We start from the raw sequence: 18,448 nt of genomic DNA, 5'->3' as shown, positions 1-18,448 counted from the left end.
AGTGAACAATTTACCAGAAGGAGACCACCAATGGCCTTGGATCACTACGTGACACTCGGACGATCCGGACTGCGCGTGAGCCCGCTGTGCCTAGGGGCGATGACGTTCGGCGAAGACCTCGGCTGGGGGTCCAGTGTCGAGGAATCGCAACAGCTCATCGACCGGTTCGTCGACCTCGGCGGCAACTTCATCGACACCGCCAACTTCTACACCAAGAGCCACTCCGAGAAGATCATCGGCGACCACGTCGGACGCCATCCCGCCCGCCGCGATCGCCTGGTGATCGCCACCAAGTTCAGCGGCAACCTGTATCCGGGCGATCCCAACGGCGGTGGCTCGGGCCGCAAATCACTGATCAACGCGTGCGAGAACTCGCTGCGGCGCCTTCAAACCGACTACATCGACCTGTACTGGCTGCACTTGTGGGACGCCAACACTCCGATCGACGAGACGATGGCCGCACTCGACGACCTCGTTCAGGCCGGAAAGGTGCGCTACCTCGGGGTCTCGGACACCCCGGCGTGGAAGATCGCCGAAGCAAACCTCATCGCGCGTTTCCGCGGCTGGTCGTCGTTCATCGGCCTGCAGATCGAGTACTCGCTACTGCAACGCACCGTCGAACAAGACCTGGTTCCCATGGCCCGCGAATTCGGCCTCGGGATCACGCCGTGGTCACCGCTCTCTGGAGGCGCACTCAGCGGCAAGTACACGCGAAGCAACGCTGGCCAGAACACGTCCGATCGTGCCGCGTTGGTGGACGGGTTCCTCAACGAGAAGACCTACGAGGTCGTCGACGAACTCGAGATCATCGCCAAGGCGCACGAGACCAATGTCGCCAGCGTGGCGCTGGCTTGGCTCCACGGGCAGCCAGGCGTGACGTCGATCATCATTGGGGCGCGCAAACTCTCACAGTTCGAGGACAACATCCGCGCCCTCGACGTGAACCTCACCGCCGAGGAGATCGCCCGGCTCAACGCGATCACCGAGCCGACGTTCGGATTTCCGCAGAGCATGCTGCCGATGGCCCCCGGCATCACCAACGGCGGAACCACGGTCAACGGTGTCACCGCACCAGTCTCCGATTTCGTGATGCCCAAGGGCGATCAGCCCTACTGACGTGTCAGGGCACGACGATGTGGTGTTCGTAGGCGTAGACGATGGCTGCGGCGCGGTCGCGCAGCCCGAGCTTGGTGAAGATGCGGCCGATGTGTGTCTTGACGGTGAGGCCCGAGATGACGAGTTCGTCGGCGATCTCGGAGTTGCTGCGGCCCTTGGCAATCAGCGTCAGCACGTCCTGCTCGCGCGGGGTGAGTTCGTCGACGTCGATCACGCACGCGGCCGGCGAGGTCGTGCTGCGGTAGGTCGTCAGGACGCGAGCCGTCACCGCGGGGTCGAGATAGCTGCTTCCGCTGCCGACGGCCCGGACGGCCCGAATCAGTTCCTCGGCGGGCGAGTCCTTCAGCACGAAGCCGGCGGCGCCGGCCCGCAGCACACCGGAGAGCAGTTCGTCGTCGTGAAACGTGGTGAGCGCCAAGACCGGTGGGCCGCCTGCATCGGTCAGGAGCTTGGTCGCCTCGATTCCGCCGACACGCTTCATGCGTAGATCCATGACGACGACGTCGGGGTGGTGTCGTTCGACGGCGGCAGGCACCTCATCGCCGTCGGAGCATTCTGCGACGACCACGATCCCGTACTTCTCGCGCAGGATCATCGACAGGCCCGACCGCACGAGTTCCTGATCGTCGACGATGAGCGCCGAGACCGTGGGCTGTTCGTCGTTCACGATGCACACGCCGGCATCGGCCAGCGGGTTTCGGGGCGTTCGACCGGGACGGTGGCGCGCACCGACCAACCTTCGGGACTGGGTCCGACATCGATGGTGCCGCCCAACAACTCGATGCGTTGGCGCATACCGCGTATCCCGCGGCCGGGTGTCGATGCGGTCGCCTCGTGAGTCGATGACAGGTGATTGACGACGTACAACTCGGCGCGAGTGGCCGTGACGACGAGGCCGATGGTCGTCGGTGAGCTCGGCGCGTGCTTGGCGATGTTGGCCAGCGACTCCTGCGCGACGCGGTACATCGCGAGCCCGGCGGCCGCCGAGACCCGACTGACGTCTCCACTGGTTTGGAACGTGACGTTCAACCCCGCGCGGACGAATTCTGCTGTGAGGGTGGGGATGTCCGAGATGCACGGCTCGGGCGCGCGCGAACCGGAGTCGTCGTCGAGCAGGCCAACGGTGTGGCGGATGTCGGTCATCGCTTGTCTGCCAGAACTTTCCGCCTGTTGCAGGGCGACGACGGCGAGCTCGTCCTGGCCGTCGTCCTGCAGCGCGTGGCGGGCCGCGGTGAGGTGCAGCAGCGTGATGCTCAAGGTGTGTGCGATGACGTCGTGCACCTCTCGCGCGATGCGGCGGCGTTCGTCGGCGACGGCGTGCGCCGCCAGTTGGGCCTGCGCCTGGTGCTGTTTCGTCAGTAGTTCCTGCTGAAAGCGCATGAGTTGGCCGATGAGCACACCCATGCCGATGAAGGCGAAGTACAGAAGCGGGGTGTCCAGGCGATGCTGTACGGCCGCGACCACGAGTATCGCAGTGGCAGCGGCGGCCGCAATGGCGCCGCCGCGCAACGACGTGAGGGCAGTGACGACGCCGACCGTCAGGCTGAGCAGCAGCGGTGCGAAGTCGCCGGGAATGGGCGTCGACGTGGCGAACAGCAGGATCGCCGTCCCAGCCGTCCACGCCGTTCCGATCGCGAAGCCTTCCATGGTGGAGATGTCGAAGATGAAGAACAGCAGCCACGGCGTGAACGCCACGGCCATCGCGGCCAGGCACATTGGCCATTCCGCGAGGGGGCGCTGAGCGGTGGCGACCGCGCCGATGGCCACCATTGTCGCGTCCACGCTCACGATGAATATCCAGCTGAAGCCGAAGGGGATGATCTGCTCCTTGTGGCGCGCCCAGTTCTGCAGGCCGCGCGTGGCCGCATCCAGCATCGTGTCATGGTACGGCTGGCCGGTGCGGTCCCACATCAGTCCGGGGCAGGACTCGGTGTCCTACTGCGGTAGTACGTCTACAGCCTGAACATTTCTCGTTTCAGGGCGGCGTTCTCGATGAAGGCCTCCCGGTGGGCCGGGTGCGGCTTTGGTGGCGTTGGCGTTCGATCCGTCGACGTTTGGAACGTCGCACGCAGCGCCTTAACGGCTCGCGCCGCGAGGTCGGCGAACGGCCGCGCGACCGAACCGTGGATTCGGAGCACTCCTGATGTCATGCCTCGACGCTACGAATTCGCCACCCGATCCACATCGTGCTGCGGGCTGAACTCCCGGGTGCGACCGTAGTAGGACATCCGTACCACCCTCGGCTGATGAGCGACCGTCAGTAGCGCAGCCCGGAGTACATGACGCCGTCCGGGTCGTACTTGCGCCGGACGTCGGCCAGCCGGCCGAGATTGTCGCCGAAGTAGCGGGCCGCCGGGGTGTCGGGTTCGACGTAGTTGACGTAGCCGCCCACCGAATGCGCTTGCACCGCTTGGTGTGCGCTTGCCAGCCATGTCTCGGCGGAGTCGATCGCGGCCTGCGACGGTGGTTCGGCGTACCACTGCACGCAGGCCGCTTGACGCCGCCATGGAAACGCGGTGTCGCCCGTACCGACGTCGCCGACCGCCCCGGACAGCGACTCGACCACTGCGGTCGCCGCTCCCGCACCCTGGGGCCACGCCGACGTCGCCGCGACGATCGCCTGGGCCGCCGCGGGTGTCAGCTCGCCGATGACGTCGGAACCCGCCACGAAAGCGCGTGGGCGCGTCGCGTCGGCGCCTCCTTCGAAGTAGCGCACGAAGTCCAGATGGCCCAACGTGCGCAGCGCCGTGTCGACCGGCTGCACGCCGATCGCGGCACTGAGTTCTGCTGCGCGGCTTCGCCCGTCGCCCGGGTCGGTCGCCAACACGATGGTGGCTCCGCCCGATCCCGCGCCCACCGTGATGTTGACCATGCCCCAAATCGCGCGATCCGCGTCGCGCAGCCACTCGGCCCAGCCGGCGAGGGCCTGCGCCGTCGCGCCTTCGCCGAAGGTGAGGGTCACGACGTCCCTTTCGGTCACCGGAAACGTCTGGAACGTCAAAGACGTGACCACGCCGATGTTTCCGCCTCCGCCACCACGCAGCGCCCAGAACAGGTCGTCGTGGTCGTCGGGTGCGGCCGTGACCGCTTCGCCACTGGGCAGCACGACGGATGCCGCGACCAACGCATCGCACGTCAGTCCCCACCGTCGGGCCGCAGCCCCCAACCCGCCGCCCAGCGTGAGACCGGCGGCACCGGCGGACGGGCAGCTGCCGGTGGGGATCGACCGCCCGTACGGGGCGAGCGCCGTCTGCACCGAATCCAGTTGTGCTGCAGCGGGAACCGTGGCGAGCCCGCGACTCTCGTCGTAGTCGACGCGGCCCGGCAGCTGCCGCAGGTCGATCACCATGGCGCCGTTCGCGGCCGACGCGCCGATGTAGGAGTGACCGCCGCTGCGCGCCGCGATGGGGATGCCGTGCTCGGCCGCGAACGCGACGGCCTTCCGTACGTCGTCGATCGTCGTCGCGGCGACCACCGCCGCAGGCGTCGAGTCGTCGAACCGCGTGTTGAAGACGTCCTTGGCCGCGGCGAACTCGGGGTTCGACGGCAGCGTGACGCGGCCGTCGACGCCGAGGGCGGCCCAGTCCGGCGGGCGGGCAGGCGCATGCGACGTCGTCGGCCCCAGGGTCTCGGACGGCACGTCGGTCCTTTGAGTTGCGGTAGAGCGGCACGCAACCGACAGCGCGCCAGCGGTCGCCGCACCGAGTGCGTCACGCAGAAACGCTTGACGTGAAAGCTCCCGCGTCATGGTCGGATCGTAGTGGCGGTCACTGACGGCCTCGAGGGCAATCGTGAACGGGAGGCCAACCAGTAGTGACCAGCACGGTTCGGCGCGGCTGTCGCCGTCCTCATGCACGATCGGATGTCGTCACCCTATTGTTTACCCGTGCCTGAGATGAACCGTCGCAAGATCATGATGATGACCGGGTTCGGTGCGCTGGCCGCAGCGCTCCCGATTCCCAAGGCCGCGGCCGAGCCGGTGCCACCGCCGAAGGCAGGAGTGCCGACATACCTCTTCCACGACGAGTTCGACGGCCCGGCAGGCTCAGCCCCGGATCCCTCGAAGTGGACGGTGATGAAGGCCCGCGAAACCATCAGGAACCCCGTGTTCTGGGACCGGCCCGAGAACATGGGCCAGTACCGCGACGACCGTCAGCACGTGTTCCTCGACGGCAATTCCAACCTCGTCATCCGCGCGACGAGGTCGCCGCAGAACAAGTACGTCAGCGGCAAGATCACCGGCAACTGGTGGGGCGGCATCAACACGACCTGGGAAGCACGCATCAAACTCAACTGCCTGACGGCCGGTTGTTGGCCCGCCTGGTGGTTGTCCAACGATCACCCCGTCGCCGGTGGCGAGATCGACATGCTCGAGTGGTACGGCAACGGAAACTGGCCTTCGGGTACCACCGTCCACGCCCGGTCCGATGGCACCTCGTTCGCCACCCAACCCGGCCCGGTGGACGGCGGCTGGCACACGTACCGATGCACGTGGAACGACTCCGGCCTGTTCTTCTGGCAGGACTACGTCGACGGCATGCCGCCGTACTTCGAGGTTCCCGCGAACTCGCTCGAGGATTGGCCGTTCAACCTTCCCGACTACCGGGTGTTCCCGGTGCTCAACGTGGCAGTCGCCGGTTCCGGCGGCGGTGACCCCGCCGGGGGCACGTACCCCGCCGACATGCTCGTCGATTGGGTCCGCGTCTTTTGAGTTCAGACGCCGTGACCCGGCTCGCTGGACGAGCCGTGTCGCGGCGGTGGGGGCTGGGTCCGCCCACGACGCGCTACCGGGTCACGCGCGGCGTGCGCGTGCCGATGCGCGACGGCGTTGAGCTGCTGGCCGACCACTACGCGCCGGTGACGGACGAGCCCGCGGGCACGCTGTTGCTGCGCGGTCCCTACGTGCGGGACGCGCTGCTGACGAAGGTCACCGTCGGCACCTACGCCGCGCGCGGATATCACGTCGTATTGCAAAGCACGCGTGGCAGTTTCGGGTCCGGCGGGACGTTCGAGCCGGGTCATGGCGAGGTGGACGACGGCGTTGACACCGCCGCGTGGCTGCGTCGCCAAACCTGGTTCACCGGCACGTTCGCAACCGTTGGGGGCTCCTACCTTGGATTCACCCAGTGGGCGCTGCTGTCGGATCCGCCGCCCGAGCTCACCACGGCCGTCGTCACGATGGGCCCGCACGACATCGGCCACGCCGCATGGGGCACCGGATCTTTTGCCCTCCTGGACTACCTGACGTGGGGCTACCAGATGGCCTGGCACGAACGCGGGGGAGCGACTCGCCAGCTCATCCGCGGTGCATTGACTCCCCGCCGATTGCGGCCGGTCCTCGACACCCTGCCCCTAGCCGCGGCCGCAGACGCGGTCATGGGTGGTGGCGCACCGTTCTACGAATCCTGGTTGGACAACGCGGACCCCGCCGGGGAGTACTGGCGCGGTCGGGGAGTCCCCATCGCGGCGGCCAGGCCGGTGCTACTCATCGGCGGCTGGCAGGACCTGTTCTTCGACCAGACGATCCGGCAGTTCCACGCGCTGCGGGAGCAAGGCGCCGACGTCGAGCTCGTCATCGGGCCCTGGACGCATGGCGAAGGCGGCGGCGTAGCGATCCGTGAGTCGCTCGACTGGCTGGCCGGGCGTCGTCGAACGGAGCCCGTCCGAATCTGCGTCACCGGCGACGGCGGCTGGCGCGACCTGGCCGACTGGCCGCCTCCCTCGACCGACGTGGTGTGCTACCCACACCCGGACGGCGTGCTGACCGACGCGCCGGCCTCGGATGCCTCGCCGGCGCACTTCGTCTACGACCCGGCCGATCCGACGCCGACCATCGGCGGACGGCTGCTGTCGGTTGCCGCGGCCGGCTACCGCGACGACGGCGCGCTCGCCCAACGCAGCGACGTGCTGGCCTTCACCGGAGCCGCGCTCGCCGCCGACCTCGAAGTCATCGGGGTGCCGTACGTCGAGCTCGCACACCGCACCGACACGCCGTCGGCCGACGTGTCCGTGCGGATCAGCGACGTCGACCCGAGCGGCCGCTCGCACAACGTCACCGATGGCTACGTGCGCATCGGAACTGGCGCGCCGACGCCGCTGCGGATCGAGCTCGACCCAATCGCGCACCGGTTCCGGGCGGGCCACCGGATCCGGCTGCTGATCGCGGGTGGATCGTTTCCCCGGTACGCACGCAACCTCGGTACGGTCGAGCCCCTTGCGACGGCGACTGAGTTCGTCCGGTCCACCCACACCCTCGGCTGCGCAGGGTCACGGCTGGTGCTGCCCGTCCCGTCGTAGGTCCGGAAGAACGCTCTCCAAAAAGTGTCTCCTCGTGCCTCCGGCGGTGCTCCTACTCCTGCGGGCCCGATTTGGGCTGCGCGGCTTCGGCCGGTCAACGAAGGAGAAATCAATGAACACCGCACCTCAAGAGTCCAACCAGTCCGCCCGTCAGCCGAACGCCTGGTTGAGCTACCTCGGGCTCACCGTCGCATTCACCCTCTACGGGCTCAGCTACGACGTGACGTCGACCCTCGCCCACACCTTGCTCATCCTGGGGTTCTTCGCACTGCTGTTCGTGCCGTACGTGATCCAGCGCGTCCGGACCGGGCGTTGGACGACCCCCCAGTGGGGCGAGCAGCGCGTCGACCTTCCGCTGATCCTGGTCATGATCGCGGTGATCGCGGCCCTTCTGACCATCGGCTTCGCCGGGCCCAGGCTGTTGACCGCGCTCGGCGCTCCGCTGCCGCACACCCTGTGCTGGCTCGCGGTGGGCTTGCTGTTGTTCACAGGCATCCCGCTGAACCGGTGGGCGGCCAATCGTTCCCAGTAGATTTCGGCGGTCACTACCGGATCTTGACGACGACCTTGCCGGTGGCGGTGCGGTCCTCGAGCGATGCGATCGCGTCGGCGGCGCGGTCCAGCGGGTAGACGACGGGTTCGGGTGCGGCGACGGCGCCCGACGCGAGCAGCGGCTCCAGTTCCGCCCACTGCTCGGCGAAATAGCCGGGGTGGGTGCCCGCCCACGCGCCCCAGCCCACGCCGACGGCGTCGACGTTGTTGAGCAGCAGCCGATTCACCTTCACCGTCGGGATCTCGCCGCCGGTGAAGCCGACGACCAGCAGGCGCCCGCCTGGGGCCAGCGACCGCAGCGAGTCGGTGAACCGGTCACCACCGACGGGATCGACGACGATGTCGACGCCCTTTCCGCCCATCAACTCCTTGACCGCATCCCTGAAACCGTCGGCCATCACCACGTGGGTGGCGCCCGCGGCTCTGGCCACCTCGGCCTTGGCGTCGGTGCTCACCACCGCGATGGTGCGCCGCGCCCCGAACGCGGGCGCGAGCCGCAGCGTCGACGTGCCGACCCCGCCTGCCGCGCCGTGCACCAATACCGTCTCACCGTGCGCTAGCCGCCCGCGGGTGCGCAGCGCGCAGTGCACCGTGAGGTCGTTGAACAGTAGGCCTGCGCCCTCCTCGAACGACACCGAGTCGGGGAGCTTGAACACTCGATCCGCGGGCAGCGCAACGACTTCCGCCATCGCGCCGGTCAGCAGTGTCAGCGCCGCGACGCGGTCGCCCGCGCGCACGTGGGCGTCGGCGGGTGCACTGCGCACGACGCCCGCGACCTCGGCGCCAGGTATGTACGGCAGTTCCGCCTTGTGCTGATAGAGCCCGCGGGTCTGCAACGCATCCGGGAAGGCGACCCCGGCGGCATGGACGTCGATCACGACACCGTCGGGCAAGGCGGGTTCGTCGATCTCGACCAACTCCGCAGCCTGTGGACCGTCTAGCCGAGGGATCTGTATGGCGCGCATTCGCACCATTTAACCTCCCCGCATCATCGCTGCGGGGCCTGCTCGACGAAGGCCGGTAAACTCGCTGTCCCGGCAGCGTTGCCGAACCCGATCGGAGCAAACGATGAGTCGTCGACCCCGACACTATGGCCCCACCGACGCCATGCCGCCCGGCCGCACGGTGGAGGTCCGCTCGCCGGACGGTACCCGGCTGCACACCGAGGTGTTCGGGCCGCAGGACGGTTATCCGATCGTGCTCGCCCACGGCATCACGTGCGCGATCCGGGTGTGGGCACACCAGATCGCCGACCTGTCGCCCGACTACCGCGTCATCGCCTTCGACCACCGCGGACACGGCCGAAGCGGGGTACCGAAGCGCCGCGGGAACTACGGCCTTGACTTCCTGGCCGCCGACCTCGACGCGGTGCTCGCGGCGACGCTCGCGCCGGGCGAGCGCGCAGTGCTCGCCGGACACTCGATGGGTGGCATCGCGATCACGTCGTGGTCGCAGCGGTACCCCATGCGGGTCCGGCAGTGTGCGGATGCCGTCGCGCTCATCAACACCACCACGGGCGACCTGCTGAAGAACGTGCAGCTCGTACCCGTTCCGCGCCCGCTGGTCGGCAGCCGCGTGCTCGCTGCGGGCCAGCTGCTCAAGCGGTTCGGCGCGGCGCCGCTGGTGCCGGGGTCTGCAGAAGCCAGCCGCCGGTTTGTCGCCGCCATCGCCGTCGGACGCGATGCCGACCCGGCGGTCGTCGACTTCGTGTTCGATCTGTTCGCCGCAACCCCGCCCGCGGGCCGCGGCGGTTGGGCGCGGGCGCTGGTCGATTCGCTTGGCCCCAAGCACATCTCGCTGAGGAACCTGACCGTGCCGACGTTGGTCATCGGGAGCCGCGAGGATCGGCTGCTGCCCATCAAGGCGTCGCGCCGGATCGCCGCGGACGCACCTCAGCTGGCTGCGTTCGTGGAGCTCACCGGCGGGCACTGCGCCATCCTGGAGCGCCCCGACGAGGTCAACGGCTACCTGCGCAACTTGGTGGAGTCAGCGCGCGAAACCCGGCTCAGCTCGTGACCGACAGGTAGTCGCGCACCTCGGCGGCCGCCCGCTGACCGGACCGCACGGCGCCGTCGAGGAAGCCGGTCCACTCGTCGGCGGTCTCGGTGCCCGCCCAGAAGACGTCGCCGACGGGCTTGCGCAGCCACTGACCGTAGTCCGTCCAGGAGCCCGGTGGCACCGCCGCGGTCGGGCCGCCCGGCGCGAATTCTTCGCTCCCCCAACGGTGGTCGACGTAGTCGATGGGGCTGCGCGCGGCCTCGCCGAACAGCGTGGCGAAGCCGTCCAGTGCCTTGGCGCGCCGTTGGTCGGCGGGCAGCGGATCGAACGTGCGCGCATCGGTGAAGCCCAGCAGGATGCCGGGACCGTCGTCGCTCGGGCTGACGTCGAACGTGATGAAGACGGGACCCTCGTCCGACAGCGCCTCGCCCGAACAGCCGTCGGCCCGCCAGAACGGCGTGTCGTAGGCGGCGTAGGCCTTGCTCAGGCTGCCCTGCGGCCAGTGCTGCGCCAACGCGGTGAACTGTTCGGGCAGTGCGGGTTCGAACGCGATGCCCACCCGGTGCTGCGGCGGGACGGCGACGACGACGGCCCGCGTGCGAATGGCGCCCGAGTCGGTGTGCACGAGCGTGCCGTCGGCGTCGCGCACGATGCGTCGGACCGGGCTCGACAGCGTCACCCGGTCGCCCAACGCGTCGGCCATGCGGATGGCCAGCTGTTGGGTGCCACCGGGGAACCGGTCCTGCTGGGCACCACCGTCGACGTCGAGCATGGTGCCGATGCCGCCGGCGGCCTTGACGTAGCGCACGGCGTGCAGCATCGATACCTGGTTGGGTTCGCAGCCCCAGGTCACCCGCGCCATGATCGCCATCAGGTCCCGCGTTCCGGCCCCGGCGTGCTTCGACCGCAACCACGATTCGAGCGTCTGGGCGTCCAGCTTGTACGCGATGGAGGAGGTCCATGGCTCGGCGAGCGGTACCTGACGGGTGAGTCGCTCGAACCGCCACTGGATGCGCGAAACGTCGAGCAACTCGAGGATCGAGAGCCGCGGAATCGTGCTGCGGTACGACCGGACCCGGCCTCGCCAGTGGATCAGGTTGTTGCCCGAGTTGTGGGTGGGGACAGTGGAACAGCCGAGTTCGGCGGCCAGTTTGAGCACCTCCACCTGCGTCGGCCCGACGAACGTGCCGCCGAGGTCGACCGGGACGTCGGCGATGGTCGTCGTGTACGAACGTCCGCCAACCCGGTCGCGGCCCTCCAGCACGACGACGTCGTACCCAAGCTTGACCAGTTCACGCGCGGCGGTGAGCCCGGCGTACCCCGCTCCCACGACAACGACATCAGCCATGCCCCCAGTCTGGCGATTTCGGCGTGTGCACGTGCGCCTACCGCCGGTTTCCACGCCGAAATCGCGCTAAGGGGTGGCGCTCCATACCTGAGCGCATAGGGTGTTTGGTACGCATCAGGACCAAGGGAGGTTCTCCATGGGCGAGCCGGAGTATTCGGACGTACTGATCATCGGCGCGGGCATCTCGGGGTTGGGTGCGGCGTACCGCATCCACGAGCGCAACCCGCAGCTGAGCTACACGATCCTCGAGCGCCGTGAGCGCATCGGCGGCACCTGGGACCTCTTCCGATATCCGGGCATCCGCTCCGACAGCGACATCTTCACGCTGAGCTTCTCGTACGAGCCGTGGACGCGGCCGGAGAATCTGGCCGACGGCCAGCACATCCGCGAGTACCTGACGGAGACGGCGCGCAAGAACGGAATCGACAGTCACATCCGATTCAACACGCACGTCCAATCCGTCGACTGGGACTCGACGACGGATACCTGGACAGTGCGTGCCACGCGCGACGGTGTCGAGACGCTTCACCGCGGTCGATTCCTCTTCTTCGGCACGGGCTACTACAACTACGACGCGCCCTACACGCCGGAATTTCCCGGACTCGAGAACTTCACCGGGCAGGTGATTCATCCGCAGTACTGGCCGGAGTCGTTCGACTACGCGGACAAGAAGCTCGTCGTCATCGGCAGCGGCGCGACCGCCATCAGCATGATCCCGTCGCTGACGAAGACAGCGGCGCACGTCACGATGCTGCAGCGCTCGCCGACCTATCTGATGTCGGTGGCGAAGATCAACCCCGCGCTGGACGTGGCCCGAAAAGTATTACCGCGTAAGGTATCCCACGCGATCGCACGTGCCTACTTCAAGTTCGTCACCGTGGGTAGCTACGCCTTCGCCCGCAAGGCACCGGAGACCTTCAAGAAGGTCGCCCGGGCAACGGCCCTCCGGCACTTGCCCGCGGACTACGACGTGGACACCCACTTCAAGCCGCGCTACAACCCGTGGGACCAGCGCTTGTGCGTCATTCTCGGCGGCGATTTCTACGAGGAGATCAAGCAGGGTCGCGTCGAGGTGGTGACCGACCAAATCGACCACATGGATGCCACGGGCATCGTGCTGAAATCGGGCGGCCACCTCGAGGCCGACGTGATCGTCACCGCAACCGGCCTGCAGTTGCAGGCACTCGGCGGTGTCGCAGTGAGCGTCGACGGCGCCGAGATCAAGCCCACCGAGCGGTTCGCCTACAAGGAGTACCTGCTCGAGGACGTGCCGAACATGGCCTGGTGCATTGGATACACCAATGCGTCGTGGACGTTGCGCGCCGACATGACCGCACGTGCCGTGGCGAAGTTGTTGGAGTTCATGGGTTCTCACGGCTACACCCACGCCTATCCGCACCTCGGCGACACGCCAATGCCGGAGAAGCCCACCTTCGACCTGCAGTCCGGCTACGTGCAGCGCGCTCTTCATGCGTTGCCGAAGTCGGGGGTCCGCCGCCCGTGGAAGGTCAGGCACAACTACGTGCTCGACGTCATCGACCACCGCTTCGACCGGATCGAGGAGTCGATGGTGTTCGGCCGCGTGCAAGCCCAGGCGGTCAAGCAGCCCAAGGAGTCCCAGACCGCCTAGCCTTCTTGCGCGATGCCCGGGGCGTTGACCCTCAGCCCGGTCGCCAGCAGCTGCGAAGCGGTCAGCCCGAACGTCGACTTGAACTTGTCCGCGAGGTGCGACGGGCTGGCGAACCCAGCGTCCGCCGCAGCCGTGGTCAGGTTCTGACCGGCGCTGATCGATGAGCCTGCGTGCATGAGGCGGACCCACAGCCGGTAGCGGCGCAGACTGGTGCCGACCTCGTGCCGAAACAGGTGCAGGAAGCGGGATTCCGACAGCCCGACGTGCTCGGCAAGCTGGCGCGATGACGGGCTCGCCGCCGGGTCCTCGCGAATGAGCTTGGCCGCAAGGGCGATCCGCGGATCGATCAGGTGCGGGGTGGCCGGTGCCGCGACGGCCAACCAGTGGCGGGCCGATTCGTCGTCGACGGGCATGGCGGCCAACTCGGCTTCGTCGAGGTGGCCAGCTGCCAGGTCGCCGCGCGAGTCACGAAACCTGGCCCGGCAGCTCGACGCGCGATCCGATGTTGGATCGAGGTAGCAGGACACCAACCGTCCGCCGCGTGACGCGAGGTGGTGGGTGAGGCGCGGCGGGATCAACACACTGCGGGCGACGATGCGGACGCCATCGGCAGTCACGGTCAGCGGTCCGTCGACACCCACCGCCAGGCACCACACCGATCCCGAGTGCGGATCGAGGTCGAGTCCCGGTCCGGCATACAGTGCCTGCCCTGGCCACAACCACACGGATGGGTAGCACGTTTGTGGAAGCGCGTCGGCGACTCGGGCTGTCATGGTGACCTCCTACGTCAATGAACTGGAGGTTAGCGTGACTCTGATCGTCATCGTCGTGACCGGCGTGTTCTTCGCCGGAATGGGCGTCTTCGCACTGGCGGCGCCGGCACGGCTGGTCGCGCCGTTCGGCATCACGCTCGCGGCCGCAACCGGCAGGTCCGAGGTGCGGGCGGTGTATGGAGGGTTCGGGTTGGCGATCGCGGCGGTGCTGGCCGCGGCCGCCGCGTTGCCCGACCTCCGTACCGGCGTGCTCATCACCGTCGGGGCGGCACTCGCCGGTATGGCGGCAGGCCGGGTCGTGTCGGCATTGGACGGTCCAAGCGCGTTCTACCCGAACTGGTTCTACTGCATCGTCGAGGCGGTGGCTGCTTGTGCGCTGTTCCTTACGGCGCGACAGTGAGCCAGTCGGCGAACCCCGACGGGTCGTGACGGCCGAGCGCGCCGTGCTCGAACAGCCCCCAACCCTCGGCGGAAGGCTTGTTTCCTTCTGTACACACGGCACGGCCGACGTGGTCGATGACGCCGAAGCCCGAGCGCCCGATGATCGCGGGGTCGGTCATGTCGTAGGTGAGCCGCTCGGTGAACTTCTCGCCCCTCCACATGCCGTGGATCCAGTCCGAGTCGCCACCGTAGCCGCCGCCCACGTGAATGGGCACGGGTAGCTTCGACTCCACTTCGAACCGGACCGGTGTGCCGTCCTGCGCGGTCGCGTCGATGGTTGCGCCGGTGGGGATCCGGGTTCCGGACGTGTAGTGGATCTTGACCCGCGGCCAGCCCAACTGCTCGACGCGGCCGTCCTTCCAGATGCGGGTGCAGTCGTTCAGCGAGCGGAAGCCGCTGGGCTCTTCCTGGATGATGACGACGATCGAGAAGTCGTCGAAGGCCATCGGCACGTACAGCCACCACATGCCCTCGAACGGTGGATCCGCAGGGCGCCCAGCGGGTTCGGCCTCGCCGATGGGCCGGATGCCCCACGAGCGGTCGCGCGACCCGATCCACACCGACGGGTCGACCGTGAGTTCCTCACCATCGATCACCAGAGTGCCACTCCAAGAGCCCAATTGGGCGAACCGTTGCGCGTCCAGCGTGACGCGGGTGCCTGCGCGCAGGATGTGCCGTTGCTCCTGGACGACGTCGAACAGTCCGTTCCACGTCAGATCGGCGGCGATGCCCTCGGTCTCGTCCATGACGATGCGCAGCGAGTGCAGCGGGTCCTTGACCTCGACGCGGTAGCCCAGCACGTTTTGGTTCAGCCGGTCCTGATCGATGGCGTCCGACAGGTGGACGGCGGTCTGCGCGTCACCGCGTCGCACCAGCAGGAAGGCGTCCTTGACGCCGAGGTTGGGGTAGTAGCCGATGCCGGTGATCAGGAAGATGTCGCCGGTGCGGTCGTGGGCGTTGAAGTACGACCGGTCGTAGAAGTTGCGGTCCGACGAACCTGGCCACGCGATGGGCTGGGGAATCTGGTGGACGGGGAATTCGTCCATGGGGCCGAGCATTACGCCTCCTCGATGAGTCGTCTGAGTAGGGATGCGTGATAGAACGCCGACTCCACGTCGTCGGGCTGCTCCATCTCGCCGAAGTGCACCCGGCGCGCGGTGGTGCGCATGAACACGCAACACCAGATCACGCCGGAGTAGACGTAGAACCACGTCAGGTCGCCGAGCGCGGCGCCGGTGAGCTGCTCGTAAGTGGCGCGCACGTCCTCCTCGCGCATGACGTCGGGCAGCCCGGGCATCCCGGCCAGGCCGGCGAGCTCCTGGAACACCATGTGCGCGAAGATGATCCATGAGACATCGAGTTCGCGCGGCCCGACGGTGGCCATCTCCCAGTCGAGCACGGCGACGGGCCGGAAGTCCTGGTAGAGCACGTTGCCGATGCGCGAGTCGCCCCAGGCCAGCACGGGCTCGGTGGCTGCGACGTCGTCGGGGAAGTTGTCCTCCAACCAGCCAAGCGCACGCTCGACCAACGGCGACGCGCCGATGTCGGGTACCGCGAATGCATACCAGTCCTTGAGCCAGCCGAAGTGGCGGCGCAGCGGATTGGGTCCCGGCGGATCGATCTCGGTCAGGTACCCAAAGGTCGCCTCGGCGTTGGGAATCGAGTGCAGCTTCGCCAGCACCTCGACGGTGGAGTCCTGCAGTTCACGGCGCTTCTCGGCCGGGGCGTCGAAGAACCAGTTGTCCCCGAACGTGTAGGGCATCACGTCCGGCGGGACGATGCCGTCTACACAATCCATCAGGAAGAAGGGGGTACCGAGCACCGCGCCGTCGGCGTCGATCCATCGGACGCGGGGGACGGGCACGTCGGTCAACTCGCCGACTTGTCGGATCACGTCGAATTGGTGGTCGAGTCGGTACGTCGGGAACACCGGCACGTCCTCGGCCGTCGGCGCCACTCGCGCCACCCACTTCTGCTCGACCGGCGTGCCGTCCTGCGACCATCGGCCGGTCAAGATGATGGTCTCCGAGGACATTCCGTTGGACTCGACGCCACTCTCGATCGTCACGTCGGGCGTCACGCCACCGGGCATCACGGTCGACAGCCACTGCGACAGCACCGATGGGAGGGTGGTGACGTCGCGCGAGGAGTGTTGCAGGCGGCCGACGTCTTCGACAGCCGGTTCGGTAGCCACAGATGTACCCTTCCGAATAATTACGCTACGATCAGTAGCGTTATGAAAGCAGACCTGCGCGACGTTGACAAGGGCCCGGCGGCCGGACGCCCGCGCGATCCACGCATCGACGCTGCCATATTGGAGGCGACGGCGGAGCTGCTCGTCGAAATCGGATATTCAAACCTGACGATGGCCGCGGTGGCCGAGCGGGCAGGCACCACCAAGACGGCGTTGTACCGCCGCTGGTCGAGTAAGGCCGAACTGGTCCACGAGGCGGCGTTCCCCACGGCACCGACGGCGCTGACCACCCCGGAAGGCGACATCGGCGGCGACATCCGGGCCATGATCGCAGCAGCGCGGGACGTGTTCACCAGCCCGGTCGTGCGGGCGGCGCTACCAGGGCTGGTCGCCGACATGGCCGCTGACGCCGAGCTCAACGCCCGCGTCATGAGCCGTTTCACCGGGCTGTTCGGTGTCGTGCGGGAGCGGTTGGTGCACGCCGTCGACCGCGGCGAGGTGCACTCCGACGTCGATCCCGACCGGCTCATCGAGCTGATCGGCGGCGCCACTCTGCTGAGGATGCTGCTGCTGCCCGACCAGGAGCTCGACGACACGTGGGTCGACCAGACTTCCGCGATCGTCACCCACGGAGTGAAGGCATGACACCACAACCGTTTCCGGACGGCTGGCGCCGTGCCCTGGTCCTGGTGCCACACCCAGACGACCCCGAGTATGGGATCGGAGCCGCGGTCGCCAAGTGGACGTCGACGGGCAAAGACCGTCGTCTACGCGCTTGCGTCGCGGGGCGAGCGGGGCATCGCGGGAATGTCACCGGAGCTGGCCGGCCCGCTCCGCGAAGGCGAACAGCGGCGGTCCGCGGCCGTGGTGGGCGTGGACGACGTCCGGTTCTGGGACTTCCCGGACAGCGACATCCGCAACACGCCGGAACTGCGGGCGCGGATCGTTGCGGAGCTCACCTCAGTGCGTCCCGACGTCGTCGTCACCATCTACAGCGGTGCGGAATGGGCTCCGGGGCAACTCAATCAGCGCGACCACGTGGAGTTCGCGACGGCGGTGGCGCGGGCCTTCGATGGGTTGGATGCGCTGGCGCAGCGGCCGCGCTGGCTGTTCGAGAACGGCCCGGAGCCCACCCACTGCGAGTCCGTCGACGGCTTCGTCGAACTCGCCGTCGCCTCACTCGCCGAGCACGAAAATTACCTGTCGGTGCTCGACCCCGACACCCCGGTCGTCGAACAGGCGCGCAGCCAGGTCGACGCCACCACGGCCCCACGTGACGACTTCGGGGGGCGGCGCGCGGTGGACTTCATCCTGCGCCGCACTGGCTAGTCGCCGCCGAGTTGGCTCTTGTTGCGTTCGGATACCGACCGGAACCGTTCGCCGAGCCCGGCCTGGTCGTGCTCCTGCGACCCGGCGATGTCGTCCTCGGCGGCCAGGGCGGGATCGATGACGGCCGAAGCCCCGCGCACGTAGATCTCCTTGAGCCCCAGCATCGTTGGCCCTGGCACTTCGGCGACCTGTGCGGCCAGTTCGACGGCACGCTCCACCACGCGTTCGTGCGAGACGACTTCGGTGACCAACCCGATGCGTTCGGCCCGCTTCGCGTCGACCACCTCGCCGGTCATCGACAGCCGACGCGCCATCGCGCCACCGACGACCTGCGGGAGGCGCGCCGTCATGCCGCCCCCGGGCAGGATCCCCACCCGCGCATGGGTATCGGCGAACACGGCTCGCTCCGAGGCGACGAGGAAGTCGCAGCCGAGTGCCACCTCCAGGCCACCGGTGAAGGTCGCGCCGTTGATCGCGCCGATGATCGGCGTGCGCATCTCGGCGACCGCGGTGATGCAGCTCTGGGTCTTGAACTCCTCGAAGTACTTCAGCCCGTCGCGGGCCGCCTCCTTCAGATCGATGCCTGCGCAGAATGCGGGGTCGGTTCCGGTGAGCACGACGGCGAGCACGGCTTCGTCGGCATCGGCCGCCTTGAGTGCCGCGTAGAGGGCCCTGATGAGGCCGCGGTTCAACGCGTTTCGGGATCCGGGCCGATTCAACGTCAGCACCCGGACTGGCCCAAGGTCGGCGACCAAAACGTCGTCAGTCAT

General features: G+C 67.9%; 18 protein-coding genes and 1 pseudogene. 9 read left to right on the top strand and 10 right to left on the bottom strand.

Going from position 1 to position 18,448, the window contains the following annotated elements; genetic code table 11:
- The first annotated feature begins 30 nt into the window (after positions 1 to 30).
- Complete coding sequence (locus SLQ33_RS29530) at positions 31 to 1,116, top strand: aldo/keto reductase (protein ID WP_319457469.1); 1,086 nt, start codon at positions 31 to 33, stop codon at positions 1,114 to 1,116.
- A gap of 4 nt (positions 1,117 to 1,120) precedes the next feature.
- Here the strand turns inward: SLQ33_RS29530 and SLQ33_RS29525 are convergent, their stop codons facing one another.
- The 4 genes from SLQ33_RS29525 to SLQ33_RS29510 form a co-directional block, all read right to left on the bottom strand.
- Complete coding sequence (locus tag SLQ33_RS29525; protein WP_319457468.1) at positions 1,121 to 1,783, bottom strand: response regulator transcription factor; 663 nt, start codon at positions 1,781 to 1,783, stop codon at positions 1,121 to 1,123.
- Positions 1,780 to 2,991 (bottom strand): sensor histidine kinase, encoded by a 1,212-nt coding sequence (locus tag SLQ33_RS29520; protein WP_319457467.1) that lies wholly within the window; start codon positions 2,989 to 2,991, stop codon positions 1,780 to 1,782. Before SLQ33_RS29520 ends, SLQ33_RS29525 begins: the two co-directional genes overlap by 4 nt.
- 77 nt (positions 2,992 to 3,068) lie before the next feature.
- On the bottom strand, positions 3,069 to 3,266 hold the full coding sequence (locus SLQ33_RS29515; protein WP_319457466.1) for a hypothetical protein: 198 nt from the start codon (positions 3,264 to 3,266) through the stop codon (positions 3,069 to 3,071).
- A 107-nt stretch (positions 3,267 to 3,373) separates the two neighbouring features.
- Positions 3,374 to 4,864 (bottom strand): FAD-binding oxidoreductase, encoded by a 1,491-nt coding sequence (locus SLQ33_RS29510; RefSeq protein ID WP_319457465.1) that lies wholly within the window; start codon positions 4,862 to 4,864, stop codon positions 3,374 to 3,376.
- A 147-nt stretch (positions 4,865 to 5,011) separates the two neighbouring features.
- On the opposite strand from SLQ33_RS29510, the gene SLQ33_RS29505 reads away from it, so the two are divergent.
- The 3 genes from SLQ33_RS29505 to SLQ33_RS29495 all read left to right on the top strand — a co-directional run bounded on the left by SLQ33_RS29505 (position 5,012) and on the right by SLQ33_RS29495 (position 7,945).
- Entirely contained in the window at positions 5,012 to 5,827 is an 816-nt protein-coding gene (locus SLQ33_RS29505) for a glycoside hydrolase family 16 protein (RefSeq protein ID WP_319457541.1), read from the top strand.
- A gap of 11 nt (positions 5,828 to 5,838) precedes the next feature.
- A complete protein-coding gene (locus tag SLQ33_RS29500) occupies positions 5,839 to 7,413 on the top strand; it encodes a CocE/NonD family hydrolase (RefSeq protein ID WP_319457464.1) in 1,575 nt (524 codons plus the stop codon).
- Positions 7,414 to 7,525: 112 nt separating this feature from the next.
- Positions 7,526 to 7,945 (top strand): hypothetical protein, encoded by a 420-nt coding sequence (locus SLQ33_RS29495; protein ID WP_319457463.1) that lies wholly within the window; start codon positions 7,526 to 7,528, stop codon positions 7,943 to 7,945.
- Between the two features lie 13 nt (positions 7,946 to 7,958).
- Here SLQ33_RS29495 and SLQ33_RS29490 read toward each other — a convergent pair whose 3' ends face one another.
- Positions 7,959 to 8,930: an NADPH:quinone oxidoreductase family protein gene (locus SLQ33_RS29490; RefSeq protein WP_319457462.1), complete on the bottom strand. Its 972-nt coding sequence runs from the start codon at positions 8,928 to 8,930 to the stop codon at positions 7,959 to 7,961.
- A 103-nt stretch (positions 8,931 to 9,033) separates the two neighbouring features.
- On the opposite strand from SLQ33_RS29490, the gene SLQ33_RS29485 reads away from it, so the two are divergent.
- Positions 9,034 to 9,981: an alpha/beta hydrolase gene (locus SLQ33_RS29485; RefSeq protein ID WP_319457461.1), complete on the top strand. Its 948-nt coding sequence runs from the start codon at positions 9,034 to 9,036 to the stop codon at positions 9,979 to 9,981.
- Here the strand turns inward: SLQ33_RS29485 and SLQ33_RS29480 are convergent.
- Positions 9,971 to 11,365, bottom strand: a complete 1,395-nt coding sequence (locus tag SLQ33_RS29480; RefSeq protein ID WP_413467730.1) for a flavin monoamine oxidase family protein — start codon at positions 11,363 to 11,365, stop codon at positions 9,971 to 9,973. The genes SLQ33_RS29485 and SLQ33_RS29480 overlap by 11 nt on opposite strands.
- An 82-nt stretch (positions 11,366 to 11,447) precedes the next feature.
- Between SLQ33_RS29480 and SLQ33_RS29475 the strand changes: the two genes are divergently transcribed.
- The gene (locus tag SLQ33_RS29475; RefSeq protein ID WP_319457459.1) at positions 11,448 to 12,941 is read left to right on the top strand and encodes an NAD(P)/FAD-dependent oxidoreductase; all 1,494 of its coding nucleotides are present in this window, start codon (positions 11,448 to 11,450) and stop codon (positions 12,939 to 12,941) included.
- Here SLQ33_RS29475 and SLQ33_RS29470 read toward each other — a convergent pair.
- Positions 12,938 to 13,714, bottom strand: a complete 777-nt coding sequence (locus SLQ33_RS29470; RefSeq protein WP_319457458.1) for an AraC family transcriptional regulator — start codon at positions 13,712 to 13,714, stop codon at positions 12,938 to 12,940. The two genes, SLQ33_RS29475 and SLQ33_RS29470, sit on opposite strands and share 4 nt — an antisense overlap.
- A 34-nt stretch (positions 13,715 to 13,748) precedes the next feature.
- Here SLQ33_RS29470 and SLQ33_RS29465 point away from each other — a divergent pair, with 34 nt between their 5' ends.
- A complete protein-coding gene (locus SLQ33_RS29465; protein ID WP_319457457.1) occupies positions 13,749 to 14,114 on the top strand; it encodes a DUF4345 family protein in 366 nt (121 codons plus the stop codon).
- Here SLQ33_RS29465 and SLQ33_RS29460 read toward each other — a convergent pair.
- Together SLQ33_RS29460 and SLQ33_RS29455 are read right to left on the bottom strand one after the other, a co-directional pair.
- Positions 14,098 to 15,213, bottom strand: a complete 1,116-nt coding sequence (locus SLQ33_RS29460) for a hypothetical protein (protein WP_319457456.1) — start codon at positions 15,211 to 15,213, stop codon at positions 14,098 to 14,100. The genes SLQ33_RS29465 and SLQ33_RS29460 overlap by 17 nt on opposite strands.
- The gene (locus tag SLQ33_RS29455; protein ID WP_319457455.1) at positions 15,213 to 16,349 is read right to left on the bottom strand and encodes a phosphotransferase family protein; all 1,137 of its coding nucleotides are present in this window, start codon (positions 16,347 to 16,349) and stop codon (positions 15,213 to 15,215) included. The genes SLQ33_RS29460 and SLQ33_RS29455 overlap by 1 nt, the downstream gene beginning before the upstream one ends.
- Before the next feature lie 42 nt (positions 16,350 to 16,391).
- Between SLQ33_RS29455 and SLQ33_RS29450 the strand changes: the two genes are divergently transcribed.
- On the top strand, positions 16,392 to 16,994 hold the full coding sequence (locus tag SLQ33_RS29450) for a TetR/AcrR family transcriptional regulator (protein WP_319457454.1): 603 nt from the start codon (positions 16,392 to 16,394) through the stop codon (positions 16,992 to 16,994).
- A pseudogene (locus SLQ33_RS29445) lies at positions 16,991 to 17,678 on the top strand (PIG-L deacetylase family protein). Before SLQ33_RS29450 ends, SLQ33_RS29445 begins: the two are co-directional and overlap by 4 nt.
- Here SLQ33_RS29445 and SLQ33_RS29440 read toward each other — a convergent pair.
- Complete coding sequence (locus SLQ33_RS29440) at positions 17,675 to 18,448, bottom strand: enoyl-CoA hydratase (RefSeq protein WP_319457453.1); 774 nt, start codon at positions 18,446 to 18,448, stop codon at positions 17,675 to 17,677. The pseudogene SLQ33_RS29445 and the gene SLQ33_RS29440 sit on opposite strands and share 4 nt — an antisense overlap.

This window comes from Mycobacterium sp. RTGN6 (assembly GCF_033804605.1).
Lineage (GTDB): Bacteria > Actinomycetota > Actinomycetes > Mycobacteriales > Mycobacteriaceae > Mycobacterium.
Note: the sequence above shows the minus strand (reverse complement) of the source record. Positions and strands in the feature narration are given on the sequence as shown.

Coding starts and splice junctions, on each gene's coding strand:
- SLQ33_RS29530 (WP_319457469.1), top strand. CDS start 31: ATGGCCTTGGATCACTACGTGACACTCGGACGATCCGGACTGCGCGTG.
- SLQ33_RS29520 (WP_319457467.1), bottom strand. CDS start 2,991: ATGCTGGATGCGGCCACGCGCGGCCTGCAGAACTGGGCGCGCCACAAG.
- SLQ33_RS29515 (WP_319457466.1), bottom strand. CDS start 3,266: ATGACATCAGGAGTGCTCCGAATCCACGGTTCGGTCGCGCGGCCGTTC.
- SLQ33_RS29510 (WP_319457465.1), bottom strand. CDS start 4,864: ATGACGCGGGAGCTTTCACGTCAAGCGTTTCTGCGTGACGCACTCGGT.
- SLQ33_RS29505 (WP_319457541.1), top strand. CDS start 5,012: ATGAACCGTCGCAAGATCATGATGATGACCGGGTTCGGTGCGCTGGCC.
- SLQ33_RS29495 (WP_319457463.1), top strand. CDS start 7,526: ATGAACACCGCACCTCAAGAGTCCAACCAGTCCGCCCGTCAGCCGAAC.
- SLQ33_RS29490 (WP_319457462.1), bottom strand. CDS start 8,930: ATGCGCGCCATACAGATCCCTCGGCTAGACGGTCCACAGGCTGCGGAG.
- SLQ33_RS29485 (WP_319457461.1), top strand. CDS start 9,034: ATGAGTCGTCGACCCCGACACTATGGCCCCACCGACGCCATGCCGCCC.
- SLQ33_RS29475 (WP_319457459.1), top strand. CDS start 11,448: ATGGGCGAGCCGGAGTATTCGGACGTACTGATCATCGGCGCGGGCATC.
- SLQ33_RS29470 (WP_319457458.1), bottom strand. CDS start 13,714: ATGACAGCCCGAGTCGCCGACGCGCTTCCACAAACGTGCTACCCATCC.
- SLQ33_RS29460 (WP_319457456.1), bottom strand. CDS start 15,213: ATGCTCGGCCCCATGGACGAATTCCCCGTCCACCAGATTCCCCAGCCC.
- SLQ33_RS29450 (WP_319457454.1), top strand. CDS start 16,392: ATGAAAGCAGACCTGCGCGACGTTGACAAGGGCCCGGCGGCCGGACGC.
- SLQ33_RS29440 (WP_319457453.1), bottom strand. CDS start 18,448: ATGACTGACGACGTTTTGGTCGCCGACCTTGGGCCAGTCCGGGTGCTG.